Source organism: Rhizobium sp. B21/90 (assembly GCF_019355815.1).
In the GTDB taxonomy this organism is placed as follows: domain Bacteria; phylum Pseudomonadota; class Alphaproteobacteria; order Rhizobiales; family Rhizobiaceae; genus Rhizobium; species Rhizobium rhododendri.
In genome coordinates this window covers 415,225-441,067 of record NZ_CP072162.1, presented here as the reverse complement: position 1 = coordinate 441,067, position 25,843 = coordinate 415,225, and the positions used below count along the sequence as shown (strand labels likewise).

At 60.6% G+C, this 25,843-nt stretch carries 19 protein-coding genes; 9 read left to right on the top strand and 10 right to left on the bottom strand.

All coding sequences use genetic code 11. From position 1 onward, the window contains the following. Positions 1-13: 13 nt before the first annotated feature. The 4 genes from ispG to J5278_RS02015 form a co-directional block, all read right to left on the bottom strand. Positions 14-1,267 (bottom strand): flavodoxin-dependent (E)-4-hydroxy-3-methylbut-2-enyl-diphosphate synthase, encoded by a 1,254-nt coding sequence (gene ispG, locus J5278_RS02030; protein ID WP_209185341.1) that lies wholly within the window; start codon positions 1,265-1,267, stop codon positions 14-16. A gap of 98 nt (positions 1,268-1,365) precedes the next feature. Next, positions 1,366-2,556 carry an MFS transporter gene (locus tag J5278_RS02025; RefSeq protein WP_209185342.1) on the bottom strand — a complete coding sequence of 397 codons (1,191 nt, stop codon included), beginning with the start codon at positions 2,554-2,556 and terminating at the stop codon, positions 1,366-1,368. 201 nt (positions 2,557-2,757) lie between these two features. Beyond that, positions 2,758-6,219, bottom strand: coding sequence for a pyruvate carboxylase (gene pyc / locus J5278_RS02020; protein WP_209185343.1), 3,462 nt, complete (start codon positions 6,217-6,219; stop codon positions 2,758-2,760). 110 nt (positions 6,220-6,329) lie between these two features. Further along, complete coding sequence (locus tag J5278_RS02015; RefSeq protein ID WP_142824591.1) at positions 6,330-7,070, bottom strand: LuxR family transcriptional regulator; 741 nt, start codon at positions 7,068-7,070, stop codon at positions 6,330-6,332. A 353-nt stretch (positions 7,071-7,423) separates the two neighbouring features. On the opposite strand from J5278_RS02015, the gene J5278_RS02010 reads away from it, so the two are divergent. Continuing rightward, the gene (locus tag J5278_RS02010; RefSeq protein ID WP_142824590.1) at positions 7,424-9,193 is read left to right on the top strand and encodes a glucan ABC transporter ATP-binding protein/ permease; all 1,770 of its coding nucleotides are present in this window, start codon (positions 7,424-7,426) and stop codon (positions 9,191-9,193) included. Between the two features lie 77 nt (positions 9,194-9,270). On the opposite strand, the gene J5278_RS02005 is transcribed toward J5278_RS02010, so the two are convergent. Next, positions 9,271-10,635 carry an LLM class flavin-dependent oxidoreductase gene (locus J5278_RS02005; protein ID WP_209187649.1) on the bottom strand — a complete coding sequence of 455 codons (1,365 nt, stop codon included), beginning with the start codon at positions 10,633-10,635 and terminating at the stop codon, positions 9,271-9,273. A 316-nt stretch (positions 10,636-10,951) separates the two neighbouring features. Between J5278_RS02005 and J5278_RS02000 the strand changes: the two genes are divergently transcribed. From J5278_RS02000 to J5278_RS01990, 3 genes are all read left to right on the top strand, one after another. Further along, positions 10,952-11,671, top strand: coding sequence for a GntR family transcriptional regulator (locus J5278_RS02000; RefSeq protein WP_209185345.1), 720 nt, complete (start codon positions 10,952-10,954; stop codon positions 11,669-11,671). A gap of 307 nt (positions 11,672-11,978) precedes the next feature. Further along, a complete protein-coding gene (hutC, locus tag J5278_RS01995; protein ID WP_209185346.1) occupies positions 11,979-12,692 on the top strand; it encodes a histidine utilization repressor in 714 nt (237 codons plus the stop codon). Positions 12,693-12,744: 52 nt separating this feature from the next. Continuing rightward, a complete protein-coding gene (locus tag J5278_RS01990) occupies positions 12,745-13,308 on the top strand; it encodes a HutD family protein (protein WP_209185347.1) in 564 nt (187 codons plus the stop codon). A 15-nt stretch (positions 13,309-13,323) separates the two neighbouring features. Here J5278_RS01990 and J5278_RS01985 read toward each other — a convergent pair whose 3' ends face one another. Continuing rightward, positions 13,324-13,794 (bottom strand): Lrp/AsnC family transcriptional regulator, encoded by a 471-nt coding sequence (locus tag J5278_RS01985; RefSeq protein ID WP_247749230.1) that lies wholly within the window; start codon positions 13,792-13,794, stop codon positions 13,324-13,326. Positions 13,795-13,925: 131 nt separating this feature from the next. On the opposite strand from J5278_RS01985, the gene putA reads away from it, so the two are divergent. Further along, entirely contained in the window at positions 13,926-17,618 is a 3,693-nt protein-coding gene (gene putA, locus J5278_RS01980; protein ID WP_247749823.1) for a trifunctional transcriptional regulator/proline dehydrogenase/L-glutamate gamma-semialdehyde dehydrogenase, read from the top strand. A gap of 73 nt (positions 17,619-17,691) precedes the next feature. Here putA and J5278_RS01975 read toward each other — a convergent pair whose 3' ends face one another. The 3 genes from J5278_RS01975 to uxuA form a co-directional block, all read right to left on the bottom strand. Further along, positions 17,692-18,150, bottom strand: a complete 459-nt coding sequence (locus tag J5278_RS01975; RefSeq protein WP_209185349.1) for a hypothetical protein — start codon at positions 18,148-18,150, stop codon at positions 17,692-17,694. Positions 18,151-18,260: 110 nt separating this feature from the next. Further along, on the bottom strand, positions 18,261-20,087 hold the full coding sequence (locus J5278_RS01970; protein WP_209185350.1) for an IlvD/Edd family dehydratase: 1,827 nt from the start codon (positions 20,085-20,087) through the stop codon (positions 18,261-18,263). Between the two features lie 206 nt (positions 20,088-20,293). Beyond that, positions 20,294-21,490 (bottom strand): mannonate dehydratase, encoded by a 1,197-nt coding sequence (gene uxuA / locus J5278_RS01965; RefSeq protein ID WP_209185351.1) that lies wholly within the window; start codon positions 21,488-21,490, stop codon positions 20,294-20,296. Positions 21,491-21,614: 124 nt separating this feature from the next. Between uxuA and J5278_RS01960 the strand changes: the two genes are divergently transcribed. From J5278_RS01960 to J5278_RS01945, 4 genes are all read left to right on the top strand, one after another. Further along, on the top strand, positions 21,615-22,346 hold the full coding sequence (locus J5278_RS01960; protein WP_209185352.1) for a FadR/GntR family transcriptional regulator: 732 nt from the start codon (positions 21,615-21,617) through the stop codon (positions 22,344-22,346). Further along, on the top strand, positions 22,346-23,131 hold the full coding sequence (locus tag J5278_RS01955) for an SDR family NAD(P)-dependent oxidoreductase (protein ID WP_209185353.1): 786 nt from the start codon (positions 22,346-22,348) through the stop codon (positions 23,129-23,131). The genes J5278_RS01960 and J5278_RS01955 overlap by 1 nt, the downstream gene beginning before the upstream one ends. Before the next feature lie 36 nt (positions 23,132-23,167). Next, positions 23,168-23,854, top strand: coding sequence for a D-lyxose/D-mannose family sugar isomerase (locus tag J5278_RS01950; protein WP_209185473.1), 687 nt, complete (start codon positions 23,168-23,170; stop codon positions 23,852-23,854). Between the two features lie 72 nt (positions 23,855-23,926). Further along, entirely contained in the window at positions 23,927-24,604 is a 678-nt protein-coding gene (locus J5278_RS01945; protein WP_209185354.1) for a GNAT family N-acetyltransferase, read from the top strand. Positions 24,605-24,607: 3 nt separating this feature from the next. Here the strand turns inward: J5278_RS01945 and J5278_RS01940 are convergent, their stop codons facing one another. Continuing rightward, positions 24,608-25,819: an OpgC family protein gene (locus J5278_RS01940; protein WP_209185355.1), complete on the bottom strand. Its 1,212-nt coding sequence runs from the start codon at positions 25,817-25,819 to the stop codon at positions 24,608-24,610. Positions 25,820-25,843: the final 24 nt, after the last annotated feature.

Sequence of the window (25,843 nt, the reverse complement as noted above, 5' to 3'; positions counted from 1 at the left end):
GGCGCCGCTGGCGCTATTCGGCGGCCAGGGTTTTCTGGCCAAAACGCTTTTCGATGTATTCCGCAACCAGCGCCTCGAAATCGGATGCGATGTTCGGGCCACGCAGCGTCATCGCCTTCTGTCCATCGATGAAGACGGGAGCGGCAGGACTTTCGCCGGTGCCGGGAAGCGAGATACCGATATCGGCATGCTTGCTTTCGCCGGGACCGTTGACGATGCAGCCCATGACCGCGACGTTGAGTGCTTCGACGCCCGGATATTTCTCGCGCCAGACCGGCATGTTCTTGCGCAGGTCGTTTTGAATGTTCTGCGCCAGCTCCTGGAAAACCGTCGACGTCGTGCGACCGCAGCCCGGACAGGCGGCAACAACGGGCACGAACTGGCGGAAACCCATGACCTGCAGCAGTTCCTGCGCCACCTGGACTTCGCGCGTCCGGTCGCCATTCGGCTCCGGCGTCAGTGACACGCGGATGGTGTCGCCGATGCCGTGCTGCAGGACGTAGCCCATGGCAGCCGACGAGGCGACGATGCCCTTGCTGCCCATGCCGGCTTCTGTGAGACCGAGATGCAGTGCGTGGTCGGAGCGCTCGGAGAGCATGGAATAGACAGCAATCAGATCCTGAACCTGGCTGACCTTGGCCGAAAGAATAATCCGATTGCGCGGCAGGCCGATCTCCTCGGCAAGCTGCGCCGAAATCAGCGCCGACTGCACGATCGCTTCGCGCGTCACCTGCCGTGCCGATAGCGGGAAGCCCTCGGCCTGGTTCTTGTCCATCAGCGCGGTGAGAAGATCCTGATCCAGCGATCCCCAGTTGACGCCGATACGGACAGGCTTGGAATAGCGAATCGCCATCTCGACGATCTCGGCGAACTGCTTGTCCTTCTTGTCCTTGAAGCCGACATTGCCCGGATTGATCCGGTACTTGGCCAGCGCCTCGGCGCAGTAAGGATGATCGGCCAGCAATTTGTGGCCGATATAGTGAAAATCGCCGATCAGCGGCACATCGAGCCCGAGGCGCACCAGACGGTCGCGAATGCGCGGCACTGCGGCCGCACTTTCGTCGCGGTCGACGGTGATCCGCACCATCTCCGAACCCGCCTTGAAAAGCGCCGCCACCTGCGCCACCGTGCCGTCGATATCAGCGGTATCGGTGTTGGTCATCGACTGCACGACGACGGGCGCGCCGCCGCCGACAATGACGCCGCCGACATCGACGGCAACGCTGGCGCGGCGGGGTTTCGGATCGAATTCGCTCGGTGAAGACATGAAAAGCTCGTGTTGGCTCAAGGATAATAGGGCTTTCAGGTGGCGTACCGCGTCCGCCTTGTCAACCATATCAGGTATCACATTTCCCGGCTTGGGCCTCAATGGCCGGACTGCTCTCCGTTGTCGGCATAGCGGGCAAGGCCGGAAAACGCGAGCACGATGAGCAGCAGCAGCGGCAACATCATGAAGACCGCCGAAAAGCCGATATGCTCGGCGGCAAAGCCGATTGCCGACGGCGCCACCAGCATGCCGGAATAGCCGAGTGTCGTGACCACCGAAATGCCGATGCCGGGCTGCAATCCCGGAATGTTGCCGCCAGCCGAAAAAGCGATCGGCACCATGTTGGAAATGCCGACGCCGCAAAGCGCGAAGCCGAGGATAGCCAGTCCGGCATTCGGCGACAGGGCGGCCATCAGCATGCCGACGATGGCAATCACCGTGCTTACCCTTAACGTATTGACGGCACCAAACTTGTCGCGCACCGCGTCGCCGGCAAAGCGCATGATGGACATAGTCAGCGAGAATGCGGCGAAGGCAAAGCCGGACAGGGTGGGCGTGGCAGCGAATTCCTGGCGAAGATAAAGCGCCCCCCAATCCAGAACGGCGCCCTCGGGAACCATGCAGAAGAGCGCGATCACCCCCAGCAGCCACGGCAGCGGCGTCATCGGCAGCTTTGCCTTTTGCTTGACTTCGCCTGGATGCGGCTGATCGCTGAAGATGATCGGCCAGGCTGCCACCAGGAAGAGGATGGCGAGACCAGTCGCCACCTCCGCATGCGCAATCACACCCCAATGGCCGATGAGATAGCCACCGATGCCTGAACCGATGAGGCCGCCAAGGCTCCAGAAGGCATGGCAGGACGACATGATGGCACGGCGCATGGATTTTTCCACCACGACAGCATTCGCATTCATCGCCACGTCCATGGCGCCAACGAACCCGCCGAACAGAAAGAGAGCGATGGCGCCCGTCCAGACATCGGGAACCAGCGACAGGATGATTAGCATCGGCAGGAGCAGGACCGCCGTGACCTTGGCGACGAACTTCGAACCGCGTCCGGCTATCTGCGCACCGGCCACCGGCATCATCACCAGAGACCCGATGCCGAAGAACAGGATCATCAGTCCGAGTTCGAACTTGCTCAGTTGCAGGCGTTCGGCAAATTCCGGAATTTTCGGCGCCCAGCATCCGACGACAAAGCCGTTCAGCAGGAACAACAACGATACAGCCACGCGCGTCCGTGTCAGCCAAGGCGTCTTTGCGCCGCTCAAAATTTCAGTCGTCTCCACCGATTCTCTCCCCAGCAAATCAGCCCCCACCCTATTTAAATCGATTGAATTCGCAAGCGCTGATCGCCTGCGGCAAATTCACGTTTGATCTCGCGGCGTAACCGGAAGCAACTTGCTCGTTTTGATCCAGACTTAGTCGCCTATGAAAAAAGGCGACCCCTGCAGGCCGCCTTTGTATCGATTGCAATGCATCTATCCGGATCAGGCCTTGTAGACGACCAGCAGGTCCTTGGCGTCGATCTGGTCGCCGGCATTGACCAGCACTTCGGCAATGGTGCCATCGGCTTCGGCGTGCAGCGCCGTCTCCATCTTCATCGCCTCGATCGAAACGAGGACGTCACCAGCCTTGATCGCCTGTCCCGCCGTCACGAAGACGCGCGAGATGACGCCCGGCATCGGCGCGCCGACCTGAGTGGCATTGCCTGTTTCGGCCTTGCGGCGCACCGCTCCACCGGCGACGCCATGCACGCGGTCAGGCACCTTGATATGGCGTGGCTGACCGTTGAGCTCGAAGAATACCGTGACCATGCCCTTCTCGTCGGTACCGGTCATCGCCTGGTTGAGAATAACAAGGGTCTTGCCCTTCTCGATCTCGGCAAACAGCTCTTCGCCTTCGGGAAGGCCATAGAAATAAGCGGGCGTCGGCAGGGCCGAAACCGGACCGTAAGTGTCATGCGCCAGCGCAAAATCGGTGAAGACCTTCGGATACATCAGGTACGAGGCAAACTCGAAATCATTGACCTTGCGCTCGATCTTGGTCTCGATCGCCGCACGCTCGGCATCGAGGTCGGCCGCTTCCAGCAGCGAACCGGGGCGAACTGTGTAGGGCTTTTCGCCCTTCAGCGCCTTCCTCTGCAACGCCTCCGGCCAGCCGCCGGGCGGCTGTCCGAGATCGCCCTTCAGCATCGAGACGACCGATTCCGGAAACGAAACATCCTTGGCCGGGTTGATCACGTCGGCAACGGTCAGGTCTTGGCTGACCATCAGCAGCGCCATGTCACCAACCACCTTGGAGGATGGTGTCACCTTGACGATATCGCCGAACATCTGGTTGACGTCGGCATAGGTCTGGGCGACCTCGTGCCAGCGGCTTTCCAGACCTAGCGAGCGCGCCTGTTCCTTGAGATTGGTGAACTGGCCGCCCGGCATCTCGTGCAGGTAGACCTCCGAGGCCGGCCCCTTCAGGTCGCTCTCGAATGCCGAGTACTGATGGCGCACCGCCTCCCAATAGAAAGATATACGGCGGATCCATTCGGGATCGAGACCCGGATCGCGCTCGGAACCGCGCAGCGCTTCGACGATGGAGCCAAGGCACGGCTGCGAGGTATTGCCCGACAACGCATCCATGGCCGCATCGACAGCATCGACCCCCGCATCGACGGCCGCCAGCACCGTTGCAGCGGCGATACCCGACGTGTCGTGCGTATGGAAATGGATCGGCAGGCTGGTGGCCTCGCGCAACGCCCTGAACAGCACCGTGGCCGCCGCAGGCTTCAAGAGGCCTGCCATGTCCTTCAGTGCGATGATATGAGCGCCGGCCTTTTCCAGCTCGACGGCTAGATCCGCGTAATATCTCAGATCGTATTTCGGCCGTGCGGAATTCAGGATATCACCGGTGTAGCAGATCGCCGCTTCGCAGAGCTTGTTCTCTTCAATGACCGCGTCCATGGAGACGCGCATGTTCTCCACCCAGTTCAGGCAGTCGAAAACGCGGAACAGGTCGATGCCGCCCTTGGCCGCTTGGCGGACGAAGTATTTGACGACATTGTCCGGATAGTTCTTGTAGCCGACCCCGTTGGCGCCGCGCAGAAGCATCTGCAGCAGCAGGTTCGGCGCGCGCTCGCGGATCGAAGCCAACCGTTCCCAGGGATCCTCGGTCAGGAAGCGCATCGACACGTCGAATGTGGCGCCGCCCCAGCATTCGAGCGACAGCAGTTCCGGCAGCGCCCGGGCGTAGGTCCCGGCCACCTGCGCGATGTCGAAGGTCCGCATGCGGGTCGCGAGCAGCGACTGGTGACCGTCGCGCATCGTGGTGTCGGTGACCAGCACGCGCTTTTCGTTGCGCATCCATTCGCCGAACTTCTTCGGACCGAGCTGGTCCAGCCTCTGCTTGGTGCCGTCAGGGATCTTGGCGTCGATATAGGGGAGGACAGGCTTGGCGATATTGTCGGACGGCGCGGGACGGCCACGCGCTTCGGGGTGTCCGTTGACGGTGACATCAGCCAGATAAGTAAGAAGCTTGGTGGCGCGGTCCTGACGCTTGACCTGCTGGAACAACTCCGGCGTCGTGTCGATGAAACGCGTCGTGTACGTATTGTCGCGGAATTTAGGGTGGGTGATGATGGCTTCGAGGAAGGTCAGGTTGGTGGCAACGCCGCGAATACGGAATTCGCGAAGAGCGCGATCCATGCGCGCGATGGCCTCATCCGGCGAGGGCGCCCAGGCGGTGACCTTTTCCAGCAGCGGATCATAGAAGCGGGTCACGACGCCGCCGGCATAGGCCGTGCCGCCGTCGAGACGAATACCGAAGCCGGATGCCTGCCGGTAGGCAGTGATCCGGCCATAATCCGGAATGAAGTTATGCTCCGGATCTTCCGTCGTGATGCGGCACTGCAGGGCATGGCCGTTCAGCCGGATGTCCTTTTGCGCCGGAACGCCCGAGCCCGGCGTGCCGATGGCAAAGCCGTCGAGGATGTGGATCTGCGCCTTGACGATATCGATGCCGGTGACGACTTCGGTGACGGTATGCTCGACCTGAATGCGCGGATTGACTTCGATGAAGTAGAATTTGCCGGTGTCCATATCCATCAGATATTCGACCGTGCCGGCGCCGACATAGCCGGTGGCGTTGGCAATCTTCAGCGAATAGGTAGCCAGCTCCTGGCGCTGCTCCTCGGTAAGATAAGGCGCCGGAGCACGTTCGACGACTTTCTGGTTGCGCCGCTGCACCGAGCAGTCGCGCTCGAACAGATGCACCGCATTGCCATGGGTATCGCCAAGGATCTGGCTTTCGACATGGCGGGCGCGCTCGACCAGCTTTTCGAGATAGACCTCGTCCTTGCCGAATGCGGCCATCGCCTCGCGCTTGGCCTCGGTGACTTCCTTGGCGAGATCCTTCGGGTCGCGAATGGTGCGCATGCCACGCCCGCCGCCGCCCCAGGAGGCCTTAAGCATGATCGGATAACCGATGCTATCGGCCATCCGGGCGACTTCGGCCATGTCTTCGGGCAGCGGCGCGGTCGCCGGCACGACGGGCACGCCGATCTCGATGGCGAGGTTGCGGGCGGCGACCTTGTTGCCGAGGCGCCGCATGGTATCGCCTGTCGGGCCGATGAAGATGATCCCGGCCTCTTTACAGGCATCGACGAATTCCGGGCTTTCCGACAGCAGGCCGTAGCCTGGATGGATGGCATCAGCACCGGACATCTTGGCGACGCGAATGATTTCCTCGATCGACAGATAGCTTTCGATGGGGCCTAGATCACGGGCAAGATGCGGGCCGCGGCCGACCTGGTAGCTCTCGTCGGCCTTGAAGCGGTGCAGCGCGAGCTTGTCCTCCTCGGCCCAGATGGCCACCGTCTTAATGCCTAGTTCGTTGGCGGCGCGGAATACGCGGATCGCGATCTCGGAACGGTTGGCAACCAGGATTTTGGAAATGGGCAAGGCGATCTCCTCAGGGTCGAAACGAGCATGTTGCACCCGCGAAGAAAATTCTTAGCGCCTTGTCACAAGAAGTTCAATTTCCCCGCGAGCCTGCAAATCAAATTTCTTGATTAGACGATTAAGCCATATCGGAAAGCTAAAGCGACGATGTTCTGGCGGTTTTTGGCCTTCATCTTGTCCTGGATGCCGTTCATGTACCAGTCGACAGTATGATTGGAGATCTTGAGCAGCTTGCTGATCTCCATCGAGGTCAGACCTTCTGCGAGATAGTTGAGAATTTCCATTTCTCGCCGCGTCATCTGGATATCGACCTCCAGGCCTCGCTCGAGCGCTTCGGCTTCGTTCCGCAACTCGAGGATTTTCCAGAAGGCATTGGAGGCGACGGCATTGAAAAGGCTGATCTCGATCGGCGAAAGATCAATAACGTCGCCACCGAGGGTCATCGTGCCGAGCAAGCCGTTGCGCCCGTGGATGGGAAAGATGTAGCCGTCCAGCATTCCGTGGTTCCGGGCATCCATCATCATCTGCTCCATCCGCCGGCGATGCGGATCGGCACGAAATACGGCAATGGTATCTCGCCAGCGAAATGGGCGCTGGGCGCGCGCCAGATAGCGGACGGTTGGGTCGATCAGCACGTATTTCTTGGCGATGTAGAGCGGCGCCCATTTATCGGGCCACTTGCCGGCCAGCACGAGACTCATGGGATCGGCGCTTGGTTTCGGCTGCTTAAGCAAACCATAATAGGCAAATTTGTAAGAATGAACCACGCGTTCCAGTTCGGTAACGACGGCTTCGACAGTGCGGCACTCCTCGAAAATAACCAGCAGTTGAAGTAGGCAATTAATATTCACAAATACCCCCTGGCGCCCGGGTGCGGCAGCCGCGCCGCCATCGTCAGGCGCGGTAACAACACTTAGCCCATGCAATTAACCCCCTCATTTTTGCAGGAAATGCGGGAGGCGTCACCCGCGAATTTTCGCGTATCGATCAAAGGTAAGTCATGCCGGGCGAGAGGGCCTGCAAAACAGCAAGACTGACCGAATGGAGGGACCTCGGAGAACCGGTTTATCGCTGGTCGCGGAGTGGTCCAAAGCGACGAAAATGGTGCCGATAACGCCTTGTCAGGATTCGTTAATCGCCGGTTCAGGTAGCAAATCGTAAAGCTCACAACATCGGAATTCGCAGATGCACAAGAGGTATCGACGTGTCGCTTTTAAGAGTTTACGCAAGAGCTTTGCAATATCTTGCCGCCTACCGGCTCCGCGTTTCTTTTGTCGTGCTCGCAAACATCGTGCTTGCCGCAATCACCATCGTTGAGCCAATCCTGTTCGGCAAGATCATCGATGCAATGTCTTCCAAGGCACCGGTTCAGCCGATCCTCATCATGTGGGGCGCCTTCGCCGTATTCAACACGATCGCCTTCGTGGTGGTCGCGCGTGAAGCCGACCGCCTGGCGCACGGCCGCCGCGCCACGCTGCTGACCGAAGCTTTTGGTCGCATCATTTCCATGCCGCTGTCGTGGCACAGCAAGCACGGCACGTCCGCTGCCCTGCACACCCTGCTGCGTGCCTGCGAAACGCTGTTCGGCCTGTGGCTGGAATTCATGCGCAACCACCTGTCGACGGTCGTCGCACTGGCTCTGCTCATCCCGACCGCGATCTCGATGGACATCCGTCTTTCTGCAGTGCTCGGCGTGCTCGGCGTTGCATATTGGCTGATCGGCCGTGTCGTCATGAGCCGCACCAAGGATGGTCAGGCTTCTGTCGAAGATCACTATCACACGGTATTTTCGCATGTCAGCGACTCGATCAGCAACGTCTCCGTGCTGCACAGCTACAACCGCATCGAAGCTGAAACCCGTTCGCTGAAGGCATTTGCCGACCGTCTGCTGGCTGCCCAGTATCCTGTTCTCGACTGGTGGGCACTTGCCAGCGCCCTGAACCGCATGGCCTCGACCATTGCCATGATGATCATCCTGATCATCGGCACCACCCTGGTCCAGGCCGGTAGCCTGCGCGTCGGCGACGTCATTGCCTTCATCGGCTTTGCCAACCTCTTGATCGGCCGTCTCGACCAGATGCGCATGTTCGCCACGCAGATCTTCGAAGCCCGTGCCAAGCTGGTCGACTTCTACGCCCTGGAAGACTCCGTCCGTGAGCGTGAAGAAGCAGCAGGCCTGGCCGAGATCAAGGACGTCAAGGGTGATGTCGAGTTCCGCAACGTCTCGTTCGGCTTCGGTGGCGAAAGCTCGCAGGGCCTGCACGACGTCAACTTCACGGTAAAGGCTGGCCAGACGGTTGCAATCGTCGGCCCAACCGGCGCCGGCAAGACGACGCTCGTCAACCTGCTCCAGCGCGTCTTCGACCCACAGGTCGGCCAGATCCTCGTCGACGGCACGGATATCTCCAAGGTCACCCGCAAGTCGCTGCGCCGCAGCATTGCGACGGTCTTCCAGGATGCCGGTCTGCTGAACCGCTCGATCAGCGACAACATTCGCCTGGGCCGTGAAGATGCGACGATCGAGCAAGTCATGGAAGCCGCCAATGCTGCTGCTGCCGCCGACTTCATCGAGACACGCGACGACGGCTACGACACCCGGGTGGGCGAACGCGGCAACAAGCTCTCCGGCGGCGAACGCCAGCGGATTGCCATCGCCCGCGCCATCCTCAAGGACGCACCTATCCTGGTCCTCGACGAAGCCACCAGCGCGCTGGATGTTGAAACAGAAAACCGCGTCAAGGCGGCCATCGACAACCTGCGCCAGAACCGCACGACGTTCATCATCGCCCACCGCCTTTCGACGGTCCGCGAAGCCGATATCGTCCTCTTCCTGGAAAATGGCCGGGTCGTGGAAAATGGCAGCTTCGACGATCTGAGCAAGAGCAACGGCCGCTTCGCAGCCCTGCTGCGGGCCAGCGGCATCCTCACGGACGAAGAAGTCCGCAAGGCACACACTACCCACGAAGCCGCCTAAGGGCTTAACATCATACAAAATCGAAAAGGCCGGAAGGATGATCTCCTTCCGGCCTTTTTTGTATATCGGTTTGCTGATTACAGGCTTCGAAAAGACGCCCCCGCGTGCCGCGATGGAAGGCGGTTGCCCTCGCCGAACAGCCTGTTTCGCAACGATCCTTCTGCGTATTCCGTCTTGTAGATGCCGCGATCCTGCAGCGCCGGCACCACGTATTCGATGAAATCTTCGTAGCTCTCCGGCATCACCGTCCGCGTCAGGTTGAAGCCGTCGATCTCACCCTCGACGATCCAGTCCTGGAGTTCGTCGGCAACCTCCGAGCCATCACCGACGATGGTCGGATAGCGTCCGCCAATTGTCATTTCAGCGAGCAACTGCCGTCTCGTCCAGCCGCGTTGCTGGGCAACCTGCGCCGCAGATTGGCTGGCATTGGACGGGCCGCCATAGGCAATGGTTTCATCCAGCCCATAGCGGGAAAAATCGATGCCGGTGCTTGCCGAAAAATGCGCCAGACCGGCCTCCGGGTTGGCATAGCGCAGATAGTCCGCATATTTTTCCTGAGCCGCCTTCGATGTGCGGTCGGCAACCACCGTGATGCCGACAAGGATCTTGATGTCGTTGGCGCGTCGCCCGGCTGCCACCAGTTCCTCTCGCAGCAGGCGCGACGTCTTGCGTGCTGCCGCCTTGTCGGTCGCGGTGATGAAAACGCATTCGGCATGACGGATCGCAAATTGCCGCCCTCGCCCCGAAGTCCCTGCCTGATAAATGACAGGCGTCCGCTGGATCGACGGCTCGCTGAGATGATAGCCGCTCATCTGGTAAAAAGGCCCGGCGTGGCTGACGGCATGCACTTTTGACGGGTCGGCGTAGATGCGGGCTTCGCGGTCTGCCCGGACGGCGTCGTCGGCCCAGCTGCCTTCCCAGAGCTTGTAGAGCACCTCGAGGTAGTCGTCCGCGCTGTCGTAGCGCGAGTCGTGAGCGGCTTGAGCGTCCTGGCCGAGCGCCCGGGCGGCGCTGTCGAGATAGCCGGTGACGATATTCCAGCCGATCCGCCCGCCGGTGAGATGGTCGAGCGTCGACATACGGCGCGCGAAGAGATAGGGCGCCTCGGCATTGACGTTGACCGTCACCCCGAATCCCAGATGCCTGGTGACCGCCGCCATACCGGATATCAGCAGCGAAGGATCGTTGAGCGGCAACTGGATCGCTTCGCGCAGCGTCAGGTCCACGGAGCTATCGTAGACGTCATAGACGCCAAGGATATCGGCCAGGAAGACCCCATCGAACAGGCCGCGCTCCAGGGTCTTGGCGAGCGATGTCCAATGGTCCAGCGTCTTATACTCGACGGACCGGTCGCGCGGATGGGTCCACAGGCCGTGGTTGATATGGCCCACCGAGTTCATAGTGAAGGCATTGAGGACGATATGCTTCTTTCCAGTCGTCATCGATAAGCCACCAGTCCCTTTTTCTGAACAATCTCAGACCCCATGACATCCCTCCGCGCAACCAACACGGCTGCCGTATGGCGCCGCTGCGCGATCATAGGGTCGATGACAGCCCCGACAAAGGGGGGCGTTCTCTCCAACATGCTTCCTATGAAAAATTCGACCCAGTTTGCGCGCAACCGAGAAATTCTCGAAGTGCCGATTGCCACGCCGCAGCAAGTAACGAAATCACGCATGATCAGTGGACGGAATTGGCATTGCAATCAGTTGCCCGCTATATGTCCCTCCAGACCCTGAACATAAAATCGAGGCCTTGATGGCAAAGACCGAGACAGACGACAGCGAGGAAACGACGCGCGTGCGCGGTTCCGGCACGCAGAGCGTCTATGCTGCGCTGCGCGGTGAAATTCTAGCCATGGTGCTGGCTCCCGGCAGTCCGCTTGATGAGGTACGATTGTCCGAGCGTTTCAAGATGTCGCGCACACCCATCCGCGAAGCGCTTCTGCGCCTGGCAGCCGATGGCTTTGTCACGACGCTGCCGAACCGTAACACCATCGTCGCCACCATAGATTTTGCAACGCTGCCGACCTATTTCGAAGCGCTGGCGCTGATGTACCGCGTCACCACCCGTGGGGCTGCGCTGCGTGGCAAACCTGCAGGCATGGCGAAAATCCGGGCCCACCAGCAGCAGTTCGCCGCTGCCGTCGAGGCGCGCGATGCCTTTGCGATGATCGAGGCCAATCGGGAATTTCACGTGGCGATCGCCGAACTCGGCGGGAATGCCTACTATACCAATTTCTTTGCCCGGCTGCTCGACGAGGGCCGGCGCATCCTCAGGCTCTATTATTCCACCTTCGACGATCGTCTGCCCCGCCAGTATGTCGATGAACACGAGGAAATGATTGCCGCTATCGAGACGGGCGATGTCGAGCGCGCCGACAGGCTGGCCATCGACCACGCCGCCCAGATCGTCCGCCAGATCCAGGATTATGTCGCGCGACACCTCCAGGAGCCGATCGATCTCAAGATCGGCTGATGCGGCAAACTTTTGAATTGGGGGAGCTTTTAGGGACGGCCACGTCGTTTCGCAGCAGCAGGAGAGACGTCAATCTACCCGCCCGATCCTATCCTAAAGCTGATAGCGATCGCGCCCTGCCCTTTCGGACGGGTGGCTTTTGGCAGATTTTTCGCGGTAGCGATATGGCAAATCGCAGCTCTGCTAAAATGTGGAGTTTTTTTCAAAAGCATATACAAACCGAACAGAGGTGACGCCGCTTGCGTTCGATAGCGGCACGAGCATCGGTCGCGCACGGCGATCGCTGCACTGCGGACCGGGGATTGTATTGAAGTCCATCCATCAGAGCATTTACGACGACATCGAAACCAAGATCATGGACGGCACCTGGCAGCCGGGCCAGCGCATCCCGTTCGAACACGAGCTGGAACGGGAGTACGGTTGCTCGCGGATGACCGTCAACAAGGCGCTTACGGCGCTTGCCGACCGCGGCATGATCCTGCGCAAGCGCCGCGCCGGCTCGTTCGTCGCACCGCCGCAGATCGACCGGACCGTCATGGAAATCCAGGATATCGGCGCGGACGCCCGGACTGCCGGGCACGACTACACATTTCGGATCCTGTCGAGCAAGATCGAGCGCCTTGGCCCGTCCGAGGCCCTGAAACTCGGCGAGGAGGCCGGCAAGGAACTGTTGCGCCTCACCTGCCTTCACATCGTTGATCACAAGCCGCATGCTATCGAGCATCGGGTCATCATGCTGGACACTGTGCCGCGCGCGCGCTTCGAAACCTTCGAGACCAAACCGCCCGGCAGCTGGCTGCTTGAACAGGTTCCATGGTCGGAGGCCCGGCACGTCATCCGGGCAGTTGCCGCCGACAGCAGCACGGCAAAAACCCTCGATATGCAGAAGGGAGAGCCCTGCCTAGTGCTATCCCGCCAGACATGGCAGAGCGGCCGCACCGTGACGTTTGCTGAAATCATTCATCCCGGCGACCGCTATCAGTTCGCAGGTGTCTTCCGCCCCTTGAGTGCGACGGCATGAGCACCCTAAAATCTTATAGACATTAGCCGATATACCGAACCATGAGACCAGCATGATCGTCCTTCGTCTCAGCGACTACAAGCGGATGCCCTGGAAAAACGGCGGCGGGGAAACGCTGGAAATCGCTGTCATGGCATCTGCTGTGCCGAACGCCGATTTCGACTGGCGGATCAGCATGGCAACCGTCGCCTCCGACGGTCCTTTCTCACGCTTTCCGGGGATAGACCGCATCCTCACGGTTATCGGCGGCGATGCCATTGAGCTATCGGTCGAGGGCCGCGCGCCGGCGATGCTCGACCAAAACACCGCACCCTATGGTTTTCCGGGCGACACTGTGACCTCCGGGCGCCTGCGGGATGGCCCGATCGCCGATCTGAATGTGATGGCGAGACGCGGTATTGCGCATTCTGTCAAAAGGATCGAGGCCTCCGACCTGCCGCAATCGGAAGCTATGTCGCAGACCTCGTTTCTGTTTGCGCTGGCGCCGATGGCATTCCGCATCGGTCCGCGAGAGATCGCGCTGCAGCGACACGACACAGTGGATCTCTCGGGCGCAAGGATTACGGATATTGTCGTCGAGACATCCGGTAAAGGCCTGCTCATCGCCATAGGCTAGGGGAATTCGAGCGCATCAGATGCCGCTCTCCTTGATCGCCTGCATCACCACGAAGGTCGATGTACTCGCGACATGCGGCAGACTTGAAATCTTCTCGCCGAGCACCTGCCGGTATTTCCTGACGTCCGATGTACGGACCTTCAGCAGATAGTCGAACTGGCCGGCAATCATATGGCACTCCTCGACTTCCTTGATCTTCGCGACCCGGCTGTTGAATTCCTCCAGCGCCTTCTCGCGCGTATCGGACAGCTTCACCTCGGCGAAGGCGATGTGATCGAGGCCGAGTTTTTGCGGATCGAGCCTGGCATGGAAGCCAAGAATATAGCCGTCTTCCATCAGCCGTTTCAGTCGCACCTGGCAGGGTGTTTTCGAAAGACCCACCCTTTTCGACAGGTCGGTGATCGTCATCCGCCCGTCTTCGACAAGCGCATCCATGATTTTTCGATCGAAATGATCGATTTCACCGCTATTAGTGTCGCCAGGCATCAATTTCACCATAAAAGCATAAATAATCGGAGAAACTGCAACATCGATGCCAACTATAAGGGCAGATCGACTTCAGCCACAATGCTATAAACGATTCACGTGAAATTACGCATTTGGCAGGGATGACCGCGATGCAGACAGCCGTTCCCGAGAAGACCGTCGAAACCGCTGGCACCATGCCGATCTTTGCGGCTTTCGCCCCACCCATTTCTCCACCCACACCCCTACGCCGGGCGATCACAGCGGCCTATCGCATTCCGGAAATGGAATGTGTACCGCGGCTGGTGGAAGCGGCAACTCTGCCCGAAGATATCCGCACTGCCGCTAGACAGACCGCTACTAAGCTGATCGTCGCCCTGCGCGCCAAGCATAAAGGCTCCGGCGTCGAGGGCCTGGTGCATGAATATTCGCTCTCCAGCCAGGAGGGCGTGGCGCTGATGTGCCTCGCCGAGGCGCTGCTGCGTATTCCGGATACTGCCACGCGTGACGCGCTGATCCGTGACAAGATCGCCAATGGCGACTGGCGCTCGCATATCGGCGGTGGTCGCTCGCTCTTCGTCAATGCCGCCACCTGGGGCCTCGTCGTCACCGGGAAGCTGACGTCCACCGTCAACGATCCCGGCCTGTCAGCGGCGCTGACGCGGCTGATCGCCCGGGCCGGCGAACCGGTGATCCGCCGTGGCGTCGACATGGCAATGCGGATGATGGGCGAGCAGTTCGTCACCGGCGAAACCATCGACGAGGCGCTGCGCCGCTCGCGTGCGCTGGAAGCCAGAGGTTTCGGCTATTCCTACGACATGCTGGGAGAAGCCGCGACCACGGCAGCGGATGCGAAACGCTATTTTGCCGACTACGAGAATGCCATCCATGCCATCGGCAAGGCATCCGCCGGCCGCGGCATTTATAGCGGCCCGGGCATCTCCATAAAGCTGTCAGCCCTGCACCCGCGCTATTCGCGCGCCCAGAGCACCCGCGTCATGACTGAACTGCTGCCGGCCGTCAAAAAGCTGGCTCTCATTGCGAAAGGCTACGATATCGGCCTCAACATCGACGCGGAGGAGGCTGATCGCCTCGAACTGTCGCTCGACCTGCTCGAAGCCCTGCGCCTCGATCCCGATCTATCCGGTTGGAACGGCATGGGCTTCGTCGTCCAGGCCTATGGCAAACGCTGCCCCGCTGTGCTCGATTTCATCATCGATCTCGCAGAGCGGGCCAAGCACCGCATCATGGTTCGTCTCGTCAAGGGTGCCTACTGGGATGCCGAAATCAAGCGCGCGCAGGTCGACGGTCTTGCTGATTTCCCGGTCTATACCCGCAAGATCTACACGGACGTCTCCTATATCGCCTGCGCGAAAAAGCTGCTGGCATCGAAGGACCGCGTGTTTCCACAGTTCGCGACCCATAACGCCCAGACGCTGGCAACGATCCACGCCATGGCCGGATCCGCCTTCAAGGTCGGCGACTATGAGTTCCAGTGCCTGCATGGCATGGGAGAGCCGCTCTATGACGAGGTCGTCGGCAGCAGCAATCTCGACCGGCCGTGCCGCATCTACGCTCCTGTCGGCACTCATGAAACGCTGCTCGCTTACCTCGTCCGGCGGCTGCTCGAAAACGGCGCCAATTCCTCCTTCGTCAACCGAATCGCCGATCCGGCCATTTCCATCGACGAACTGACGGCCGATCCCGTCGAAATCGTCCGCGCAATGCCAACAGTCGGCGCCCGTCATGAGCAGATCAAGCGCCCTGCCGATCTCTACGGCGAACGTCGCAACTCCGCCGGGCTCGATCTCTCAGACGAAACCACGTTGTCAGAATTGTCGAGCGTGCTGCGCGAAGGCACGAAAGTCGAATGGACCGCAGTTCCGCCGCGCGACAACGGCAATCCCGCTTTGCCGGTCCGCAACCCTGCCGACATCAACGACATCGTCGGCACCGTCACAGAGGCGACCGACGCGGACGTAAAGCAGGCCGTCGCTCTCGCCACTGCCGCCACCGCATCCTGGAGCGCCACGCCAACGGCCGAACGTGCAGCGTGCCTGTTACGCGCCGCCGACCTGCTGCAGCAGCGGATGCCGGACCTTTTGGGACTGATCATGCGCGAGGCCGGCAAATCCCTGCCGAACGCCATCGGTGAAGTGCGGGAAGCGATCGATTTCCTGCGGTATTACGCCGAGCAGGCCAACCGCACCCTTGGCCTTGCGCACCACGCGCTGGGCCCCATTGTCTGCATCAGCCCGTGGAATTTTCCATTGGCGATTTTTGCCGGTCAGATTGCAGCGGCCCTGGTCGCAGGCAATCCGGTGCTGGCAAAACCTGCCGAAGAGACGCCGCTCATTGCTGCTGAAGCGGTGCGTATCCTACATCAGGCAGGCATTCCGGCAGACGCCCTGCAATTGCTGCCCGGCGATGGCCGGATCGGTGCCGCATTGGTTGAAAACGACGCCATTGCCGGCGTCATGTTCACCGGCTCGACAGATGTCGCCCGGCTGATCCAGGCGCAGCTTGCAAGCCGCCTCTCGGAGAACGGCAAGCCAATTCCTTTTATCGCCGAAACAGGCGGTCAGAACGCCATGATCGTCGACAGTTCGGCCCTTGCCGAACAGGTGGTCGCCGACGTCATCGCTTCAGCCTTCGACAGCGCCGGCCAGCGCTGCTCGGCGTTGCGCGTCCTTTGCCTGCAGGATGAGGTGGCTGACCGTGTGCTCGACATGCTGAAGGGCGCCCTCAACGAACTTGTCATCGGCCGCACCGACAGCCTAGCTGTCGACATCGGCCCGGTCATCACGGCTGAAGCAAAAAACAATATCGAAAAGCATATCGACGCCATGCGCGGCATCGGCGCCAAAGTCGAGCAGCTCGCCCTGACAGCAGAAACCGCAAACGGCACGTTCGTTCCGCCAACGATCATCGAACTCCGCCAGCTGTCGGACCTGAAGCAGGAAGTCTTCGGCCCCGTATTGCACGTGCTGCGCTATCGGCGCGACGATCTCGACCGGCTGATCGACGATATCAACGCCACAGGCTACGGCCTGACTTTTGGCCTGCACACGCGACTGGACGAAACCATCGCCCATGTGACAAGCCGCGTCAAAGCTGGCAATCTCTATGTCAACCGCAACATCATCGGCGCTGTCGTCGGCGTGCAGCCGTTTGGCGGCAGAGGGCTATCCGGCACCGGCCCCAAGGCCGGCGGTCCGCTCTATCTCGGCCGCCTTGTGTCGACACCTCCAGTGCCCCCGCAGCACAGCTCTGTCCACACCGATCCGGCGCTGCTCGATTTTGCCAAATGGCTGGATGGAAAAGACGCCAAGGCGATCGGCAGCGCTGCCCGCGAGAGCGGCCTTTGGTCCGCGCTCGGCCTGATATCGGAACTTGCCGGCCCGGTTGGCGAGCGTAACCTCTACGCCCTGCACCCGCGCGGAACGATCCTGCTGATGCCGGAGACGGTGGATGGGCTCTATGGGCAGCTATCCGCTGTGCTCGCCACCGGTAACAGCGCCATCATCGACGCATCGACCGGGTTGGAAGCAGCACTGGAGAGCTTGCCAGCCAGCGTTTCGTCCAGATTTTCCTTCAGTCCGGACTGGACAGCATCGGGGCCGTTTGCAGGTGCGCTGATCGAAGGCGAGGCGGAGCGTATCCGGGCTACCAATACCGCGATCGCCCAGCTGCCGGGGCCTCTGATCATTGTCCAGGCCGCATCGAGCCTGGAGCTGTCAGACAAACCCGAGAGCTATTGCTTGCACTGGCTGCTGGAAGAGGTCTCGACCAGCATCAACACGACAGCCGCCGGCGGCAATGCCAGCCTGATGTCGATCGGCTAACCGGCCGGACACCGATTTGAAAAGTGGCCGCTTGAGGCGGCCACCGATATCTGTCCTGCAGGATAGGTGGGAATTACTCAGGCGCCTTCTGGGTCTGCATGCACTCGGTCAGGCCCATGAACGCCTTCTCGACACCCTCGAGCGGAAACTCGACGCTATTGGTGTTGGCCTTGACCGCGAGCGTCTTGCCCGTCGTCAACGCCGTGACCGCCTCGGTCGTGTTCGGCACGTCAATGGTGGCGGTGGCGTCGGTATCGGCGGTCGAGGAGAAGTCCGTCGGAGCCCCGCCATCCACAGACCACGTACCTTTCACCGCATCGCCTTTGGCAATGGTGAACTTGGGCGAATTGGCAAACAGCACGACCTTGTCGCCGACGGCAAGCAGCCCAACTCCGGCATCTATGTTCTGCGCCAGGCAGCCGGTGAAACTATCGCCGTCCTTCAACGGCATGACCGCAAAATCAGCGGCATCGGCAGCACCGGAAAGCAACAGGGCGACGAGCGCCATGCTGGAGAATTTGAACCTGTTCACGGATGTTTCCTTTGTGGGAGAGGTTTGGGAATTCGGCACGACAAGTCATCCACGAGGCAAGACAGCCTGTGCGGATGAAAGTTAGACAGCGATGGCTACCCGCTGCAGGCTTAGTGATTATCCCGCGGAATTCCCTTCGTCTGGGCGATACGCTGGTAGTTGACCGCCGGCTCGAGCACCGCGCCGGTTTCCAGCTGGCCGACATAGGCGCGCTGTATTTCCTGCCACGGTGTCTGGCTGTCGGGATAGGCATAGCCACCGGCAGCCTCGAGCGCCCGGCGCCTTGATGCCAGTTCCTCGTCGTCGACAAGGATATTGGCCGATCCCTTGTTGAGATCGATACGCACGATGTCGCCGGTGCGCAGCAGGGCCAGCGTACCGCCGGCTGCGGCTTCCGGTGACGCATTGAGGATCGACGGCGAGCCTGACGTGCCGGACTGGCGTCCATCACCGATACAGGGTAATGAGTTTATACCCTGCTTCAGCAGATAATCGGGCGCCCGCATGTTTACGACCTCGGCGGCGCCGGGATAGCCGATGGGACCGGCACCGCGCATGAAAAGGATGCTCTTGAGGTCGATCGCGAGCGCCGGATCGTCGATCCGCGCATGATAATCCTCAGGCCCGTCGAAGACGATCGCCCGGCCGGTAAACGCATCCGGATCTTCGGGATTGGAGAGATAGTGCGCCCGGAATTCCGGCGAGATGACGCTGGTTTTCATGATCGCCGACGAGAACAGATTGCCTCGCAGCACTCGGAAACCAGCCCGCTCCTTCAAGGGACGCTCGAACGGGCGGATGACCTTTTCGTCTTCTGTCCTGGAGTTCGAATAGTTCTCGCCGACAGTGCGGCCATTCACGGTCATCGCATGGGTGTCGAGCAGGCCATGCTTGATAAGCTCGCCCATGACGGCCGGCACGCCGCCGGCATGGTAATAGTCCTCGCCCAGATATTCGCCGGCTGGCTGCAGGTTGACCAGCAGGGGAACATCCTCGCCGTGGGTCTGCCAGTCGTCGATATCGAGCGCGACGCCGATATGCCGGGCGAGCGCGTTCAGATGGATCGGCGCATTGGTCGAGCCGCCGATGGCAGAATTCACCTTGATCGCATTGACGAAGGCTTCACGGGTGAGGATATCCGACGGTTTCAAGTCTTCGCGAACCATCTCAACGATCCTGAGGCCCGTCTCGTAGGAGATCTCCTGGCGATCGCGGTAGGGGGCCGGGATCGCGGCTGCACCGGGCAACTGCATGCCTAGCGCTTCGGCCAGCGAATTCATCGTCGTCGCCGTGCCCATGGTGTTGCAATAGCCGGTCGACGGCGCCGAGGAAGCAACGAGCTTCAGGAACCCCTTCTGGTCGATTTCACCCTTGGCCAGAAGCTCGCGTGCCTTCCAGATGATGGTGCCGGAGCCCGTGCGCTCGCCGCGAAACCAGCCGTTCAGCATCGGGCCGACGGAGAGCGCGATGGCCGGAATATTGACCGTGGCCGCCGCCATCAGACAGGCCGGCGTCGTCTTGTCGCAACCGATTGTCAGCACCACGCCGTCCAGCGGGTAGCCATAGAGCACTTCGACGAGCCCGAGGTAGGACAGGTTGCGATCAAGTCCGGCCGTCGGCCGCTTGCCGGTCTCCTGGATCGGATGGACCGGAAATTCGATGGCGATGCCGCCGGCGTCGCGGATGCCCTCGCGGACGCGCTTGGCGAGCTCCAGATGGTGGCGGTTGCAGGGCGACAGGTCCGAGCCAGTCTGCGCGATACCGATAATCGGCCGCCCCGACTGCAGCTCGTCGAGGCTGAGGCCGAAGTTCATGTAGCGCTCGAGATAGAGGGCCGTCATGTCCGGATTTTGCGGATTGTCGAACCAGGCGCGCGAGCGCAGCGGCACGTCGTCCGGCAACGGGGTCGGAACGGAACGGGGTGTTTTCTTGTCCATTGACGGTATCCACGATTGGCGATGAATCAACCACCAGATTACTGGATCGTGGTGGATTGTATAAGCCAATTCGTATGGCTATGCGGAGTGCAGATCGCCGATTGCACCAATCTTGAGCCACCCGCTTTCGTGAACGACATCGGGGCGTTGACCGGCCTTAAACGGCACCGCCCGTCGGGCAAGCGGTGCCGTCGCCGGTCTCTCTATCAGGCCACGGGGGACGGTGCGCCCTGCAATTGGTCGACCGCTGCAATCACGCCTCGAAGCTCCGCCAGCCCCTTCAGCCGTCCGATGCAGGAATAGCCCGGATTGACGATTTTCTCCTGGTCGTCGATCAGTAGATGCCCATGGTCGGGACGCATCGGAATGACGCAGTCGCTGCGCCCGGTGGCCAGACGCCGACGCTCCTCGCCGCGCAGCACGGAAATCAGCGACACCATGTTGACGTCGCCACCGAGATGTTCGGATTCGACGAAGGACCCGTCGGCTTCCTTGCTGACGTTTCGCAAGTGGGCGAAATGAATATGCTCGGCGAAACGGGATGCGAGGCCGACCACATCGTTGCCGGCGCGCGAGCCGTAGGAGCCGGCGCATAGCGTGATGCCGTTGGCGGGTTCATCGACGGCATCGAGAAGGGTCTGGATATCCTCGGCCTGTGAGACAACGCGCGGCAGGCCGAACAGTGAAAACGGCGGGTCGTCGGGATGGATCGCGAGCCTGACGCCATTTTCTGCCGCGACCGGCACGACCTCGCGCAGGAATTCGACCAGATTGGCGCGCATATCATCCGAGGAAAGGTCGTCATAGGACGCGATCTGGCCGCGAATGGTTTCGCGGGTATGGCTGTCCTCCCCACCCGGCAGGCCGGCAATGATGTTCTTCTCGAGCGTCAGGATGTCAGTATCCGTCATCGCCTCATGACGGAGGCGGGCAGCCTCGACGATATCGACTGCATAGCTGTCTTCTGCCCCGCGCCGCTTCAGCACGAACAGGTCATAAGCGGCAAAATCCACCATGTCGAAGCGTAGCGCAAAGCCTCCCGCCTCGGTCGGAAAGAGCAAGTTCGTGCGCGTCCAGTCGACGACCGGCATGAAATTGTAGCAGACGACGGGAACGCCACCTTTGCCGAGATTGGCCAGGCTCTCTTTCCAGGCGTCGACATAACGCCGCCAGTTCTGATTGCGCAGCTTGATGGCGGAGTTGACCGGAATGGATTCGCAGACAGACCAGACCATTCCGGCCTTTTTCACCAGCGCCATCCGCTCCGCGATATCGTCCGGCGTCCAGACGCGACCGTCATAGATGTGATGTAAAGCCGTCACGACGCCATGGGCGCCCGCCTGCCGTGCGTGAGATAGGGTCACGGGATCTTCCGGCCCGAACCAGCGCCAACTTTGCAGCATGTCTTCCTCCACGTAATGTTGGGCAATTAAAGCAAGAATATTTCAAATGACAAGTCGAGATCGCATATTGCGACTTTAAGCCCAACATAATAATCTTGGTAACGGTGAGGAGTGAGGGACAAGCATGGAGGACGGTAGCAGGGCTTCGGCCGTCGACGACGTGGTCCGCCAGATCCGCGAGATGATCCGCGAACGCGGCATGGGCGTCGGCGACATCTTGCCGGGAGAAGCGGAACTGGCCGTGCAGTTCGCCTCCAGCCGCAATACCGTACGCGAAGCATTCCGGACGCTGAAAGCCTATGGCGTCGCCGAATCGCGACAGAAGATCGGCGCCGTTCTGACCGACCAGCACCAGCACGCCATGCAGCGGCTGTTCGCATTCGCGATGGATGTGTCAGTCGATGCCTTTCGCGATATTCAGGGCTATCGCCGGCTGACCGAAATGAACCTGTTCGACCCGCTCATGCAACGCCTGACGCCCGGAATGCTGGATGAAATGGACGCGCTCAACCAGACCATCCTTACATCCGAAAACGCCGAGCAGGCCTCCGAGTGCGATTTCCAGTTTCACACCCTGTTGGTCGATGCCGCCGGCAACCGCACTCTGTCGGAAACCTACGGCATGTTGCGGCCGGTCATCCAGCGCCTGATGATGGCCGGCAAATCGCAGCGGCTGACGCTGGAAGCCGTGGTCAGCGAGCATGCGGACATTGTTGCCGCCCTGCGCCATCGCAACCGTATCGCCTTTTCCTACCATATGGACCGACATCTCGACGCCGGTCTCCAATTCATTCCCGAGGCGCCGCGAGCGACGCCGACCGCCAATCGCAGCATGCCGCGTAAAGGACGCCGATAATGCCAGAGTTTACTAACAAGGTAGCGCTCGTCACAGGAACCACCGGCATTGGCCGCGCCGTGGCCCTGCATCTCGCCCGCGAGGGGGCAGCGGTCGCAGCCGTCGGGATCGACGCGGCGGCAAATATCGAGCTGCAAGGCTTGGCAGACGCCGAACAGCTGTCGCTTATCGTCCTCACCGCAGATGCCTCTATCCCAGAGATGGTAGGCACCGCCGTGACGGAAACCGTATCCCGCTTCGGTGGCCTCGATATCATCGTCAACGCGGCAGCCGTTCACCCCTATGGCGATGCGACGGAGACATCCTTCCAGATCTTCATGCGCTGCATGGCGGTGAATGTCGGCTCGATCCACCTCACCGCGCAGTTTGGCGTGCCGGAAATGCGCAAACGCGGTGGCGGGGCGATTGTAAACCTGTCCAGCGTCCAGGGTCACGCCTGCCAGCAGGGCGTCTCCGCCTATGTCGCGTCCAAGGGTGCAATCCACGCCATGACGCGCGCCATGGCACTGGACTTTGCCGCTGACCGGATCCGCGTTGTCTCCATCAGTCCCGGTTCGGTGCGTACGCCCATTCTCGAACTCGCAGCCCGGACTTTCGGCGGACCGGATGCCGATATCGACGATGCGTTCCGTCGCTTCGGCGAAGCCCATCCGCTCGGTCGTATCGGCGAACCGGAAGAGGTGGCGGCCCTGGCGGCCTTCCTCGCCTCCGACAAGGCGGCGTTCATCACCGGCTCCGACCACCGCATCGACGGCGGCCTGACGGCCGGCATCGGCGTCAAGTAATCATCAGGCAGGCGGAGACACACTATGACAGCATCGATGAAACGCAGCGAAATCAACAGGATCATCCGCGATGCCGAGGCGTTCATGCGCTCGTTCGGCTACATCCTGCCGCCTTTTGCCAGGTGGTCGCCAAGCGAGATGCAGGCGCGCAAGGCCGAAATCGGCAATATCGTCGATGCCAACCTCGGCTGGGATATCACCGACTTCGGGCTTGGGGATTTCTCCAGATCCGGTCTCTTCCTGTTCACTGCCCGCAATGGCAGGTTTGCGGATCTGCAAAAGGGACGCGGGATGCTCTACGCCGAGAAGGCTATGATTTCCCGCAACGGCCAGGTGACGCCGAGCCACACCCATGTGCTAAAGGCCGAGGACATCATCAATCGCGGTGGCGGCACCCTGGTGATCGAACTGTTCGGCGATACCGACGGGCACTGCGACCGCACCAAGGGCACGCAGGTTTTCTGCGATGGCCTGTTACGGACGCTTGCCGCCGGCGAAAAGCTGAGGCTTGCGCCCGGCGAGAGCGTGACGCTGATGCCGGGCGACTGGCATGCCTTCTGGGCCGAAGACGGCGATGTCTTCGTCGCCGAAGTCTCGACTGTCAACGACGATGCCACGGACAACATCTTCGACGATCCCGCCGTGTCGCGCTTTTCCGGGATAGAAGAGGACGAGGCGCCGCTCCATCTGCTTGTTTCGGACTATGCGACCTGGCTGCGCTGAACGACAAAATTGATTTCTACGATGGCTGACGCTATCGATCGTTGAAGTCTAAGCTTAGGATGGAGGCGCTACATGTCCGAGAATTTACAAAACTGGCAGCCGCGCCCGCGTCCGGAGCGAAAGATCCTCCAGGGCCGCTACGTCCGCCTGGAGCCCCTCAATGCCGCGCAGCATGGCGATGGCCTGTACGAGGCCTCAGCGGTATCGGACATCGACAGTCGATTTGCATGGTTGCCGGATTATCCTCCGGAAAACCGGGCAGCATTCCAGCCGTGGCTCGACAATGCCGAAACAAACAACGATCCGCTCTTTTTCACATTGATCGACGAGGCAAGCGGCAAGGTCGCCGGGCGCCAGGCCTTGATGCGGATCGAACCGGCACCCGGTGTGATCGAGATCGGCAATATCTACTGGGGGCCGCTCGTTTCGCGCAAGCCGGCAGCCACCGAGGCGTTCTTCCTGTTTGCCAGCTATATCTTCGACGAGCTCGGCTACCGCCGCTACGAGTGGAAATGCAACAACCGCAACGATCCTTCAAAGCGGGCCGCCGAGCGATTTGGCTTTCAGTTCGAGGGCATTTTTCGCCAGCATCTGGTGGTGAAGGGCGAGAACCGCGACACGGCTTGGTATTCAATCATCGATAAGGAATGGCCGGCATTGCGCAAGGCCTACATAGCCTGGCTCGACCCGGATAATTTCGACGCTGCTGGAAAACAAAAACGCCGGCTCGAGGAGTTTCGAGCCGGCTGATTATCAGCGCGGATCGCGCCTCGCCGGAAGAGCCATCGCTACAGCGGGAGTAATGCCCCTCGACCGATCCCGCTCTGCGAGACGCTTGGTCTCCAGATGGTCGGCATAATAAAACTGTACCACGATGCCGAACACGACGAACAGCGGGCCGACGACATGGTCGTTGTTGGTAACATAAAGCAGCACCTGACCCGTCATCGCCAGGATGGTGCCGGCCGCGAAGATGTTCAGCGAGTGGCGGCCAAGCACTGTCAAAGGATTGTCTGAAGACAAACGCAGCCAGCGCGAGATGGCGGGGATGTTGATCACCAGATAAGCCAAGGCCAGCACATGCAGCAGTCGCGGCAGCGACAGGAATGTCTTGTCGAAGCCGATGATGACCGGCGGTAGTCTTGTCGAGGCCAGGAACTCGCCCAAAACCCAGAGCTTGAAGGTCACCCAGACGAAGGACAGCGCGACATAGCCGGCGGCGAGGCCAAACAGCGCCGGATGCTGCGGCAGCTTTCCGCCGCGACGAACGTGCATCATGCAGACAATGCCGATGACGAACAGGAACTGCCAGGACAGGGGATTAAGGAACCAGAAGCCTGGAAGCAGGAAGTTGTGAGGCGCGATCTGGTAGACGCCGGCTGCCATCCAGACGGTTGCCGAAATCAGCAACAACAGCTTCGGGCTGAGCGCCTCGAGCCAGAGGATCGCAGGCACCATCAACAGCAATGCGCCGTACATGGGCAGGATGTTGTTATATCCGATCTGGTGACCCAGCAGCAGCAGCGATGGAATACCTGCCGTGAGGTTGGTCAGCACAGGCAGGATGTTGATCTCGCACAGAAGGCCCGGGCGGCTGAACAGCCAGGCTCCGGTGATGAACAGGCCGATGGTCATGAACGTTGTGATCATGTGGGCCATGTATAGCGTTCCAGCGCGCCTAATAGCCTTATAGGAAGCCGCCAGCCTGTTGCCCACGACGAAGCGCCCGCCGTAGGCAAGCGCTATGGAGATACCCGAAATCAGAACAAAAGCCTCAGCCGAATCAGAGAAACCAAAATTCTTGGTCGTCAGATTTTCGAAGATCTGTCCTGGTACGTGATTGATGAAGATTGCGATCAACGCCAGCGCTCGCAGCACGTCGAGTCTGGTATCGCGCCCTCCGGCAACCGCTTGTGGGCCTGTTTTTCCCGTCGACAACGGATTTGTCCTGAGATTGGGAGCCATCAGGTTCTCTCCTGTTCGGGCTTG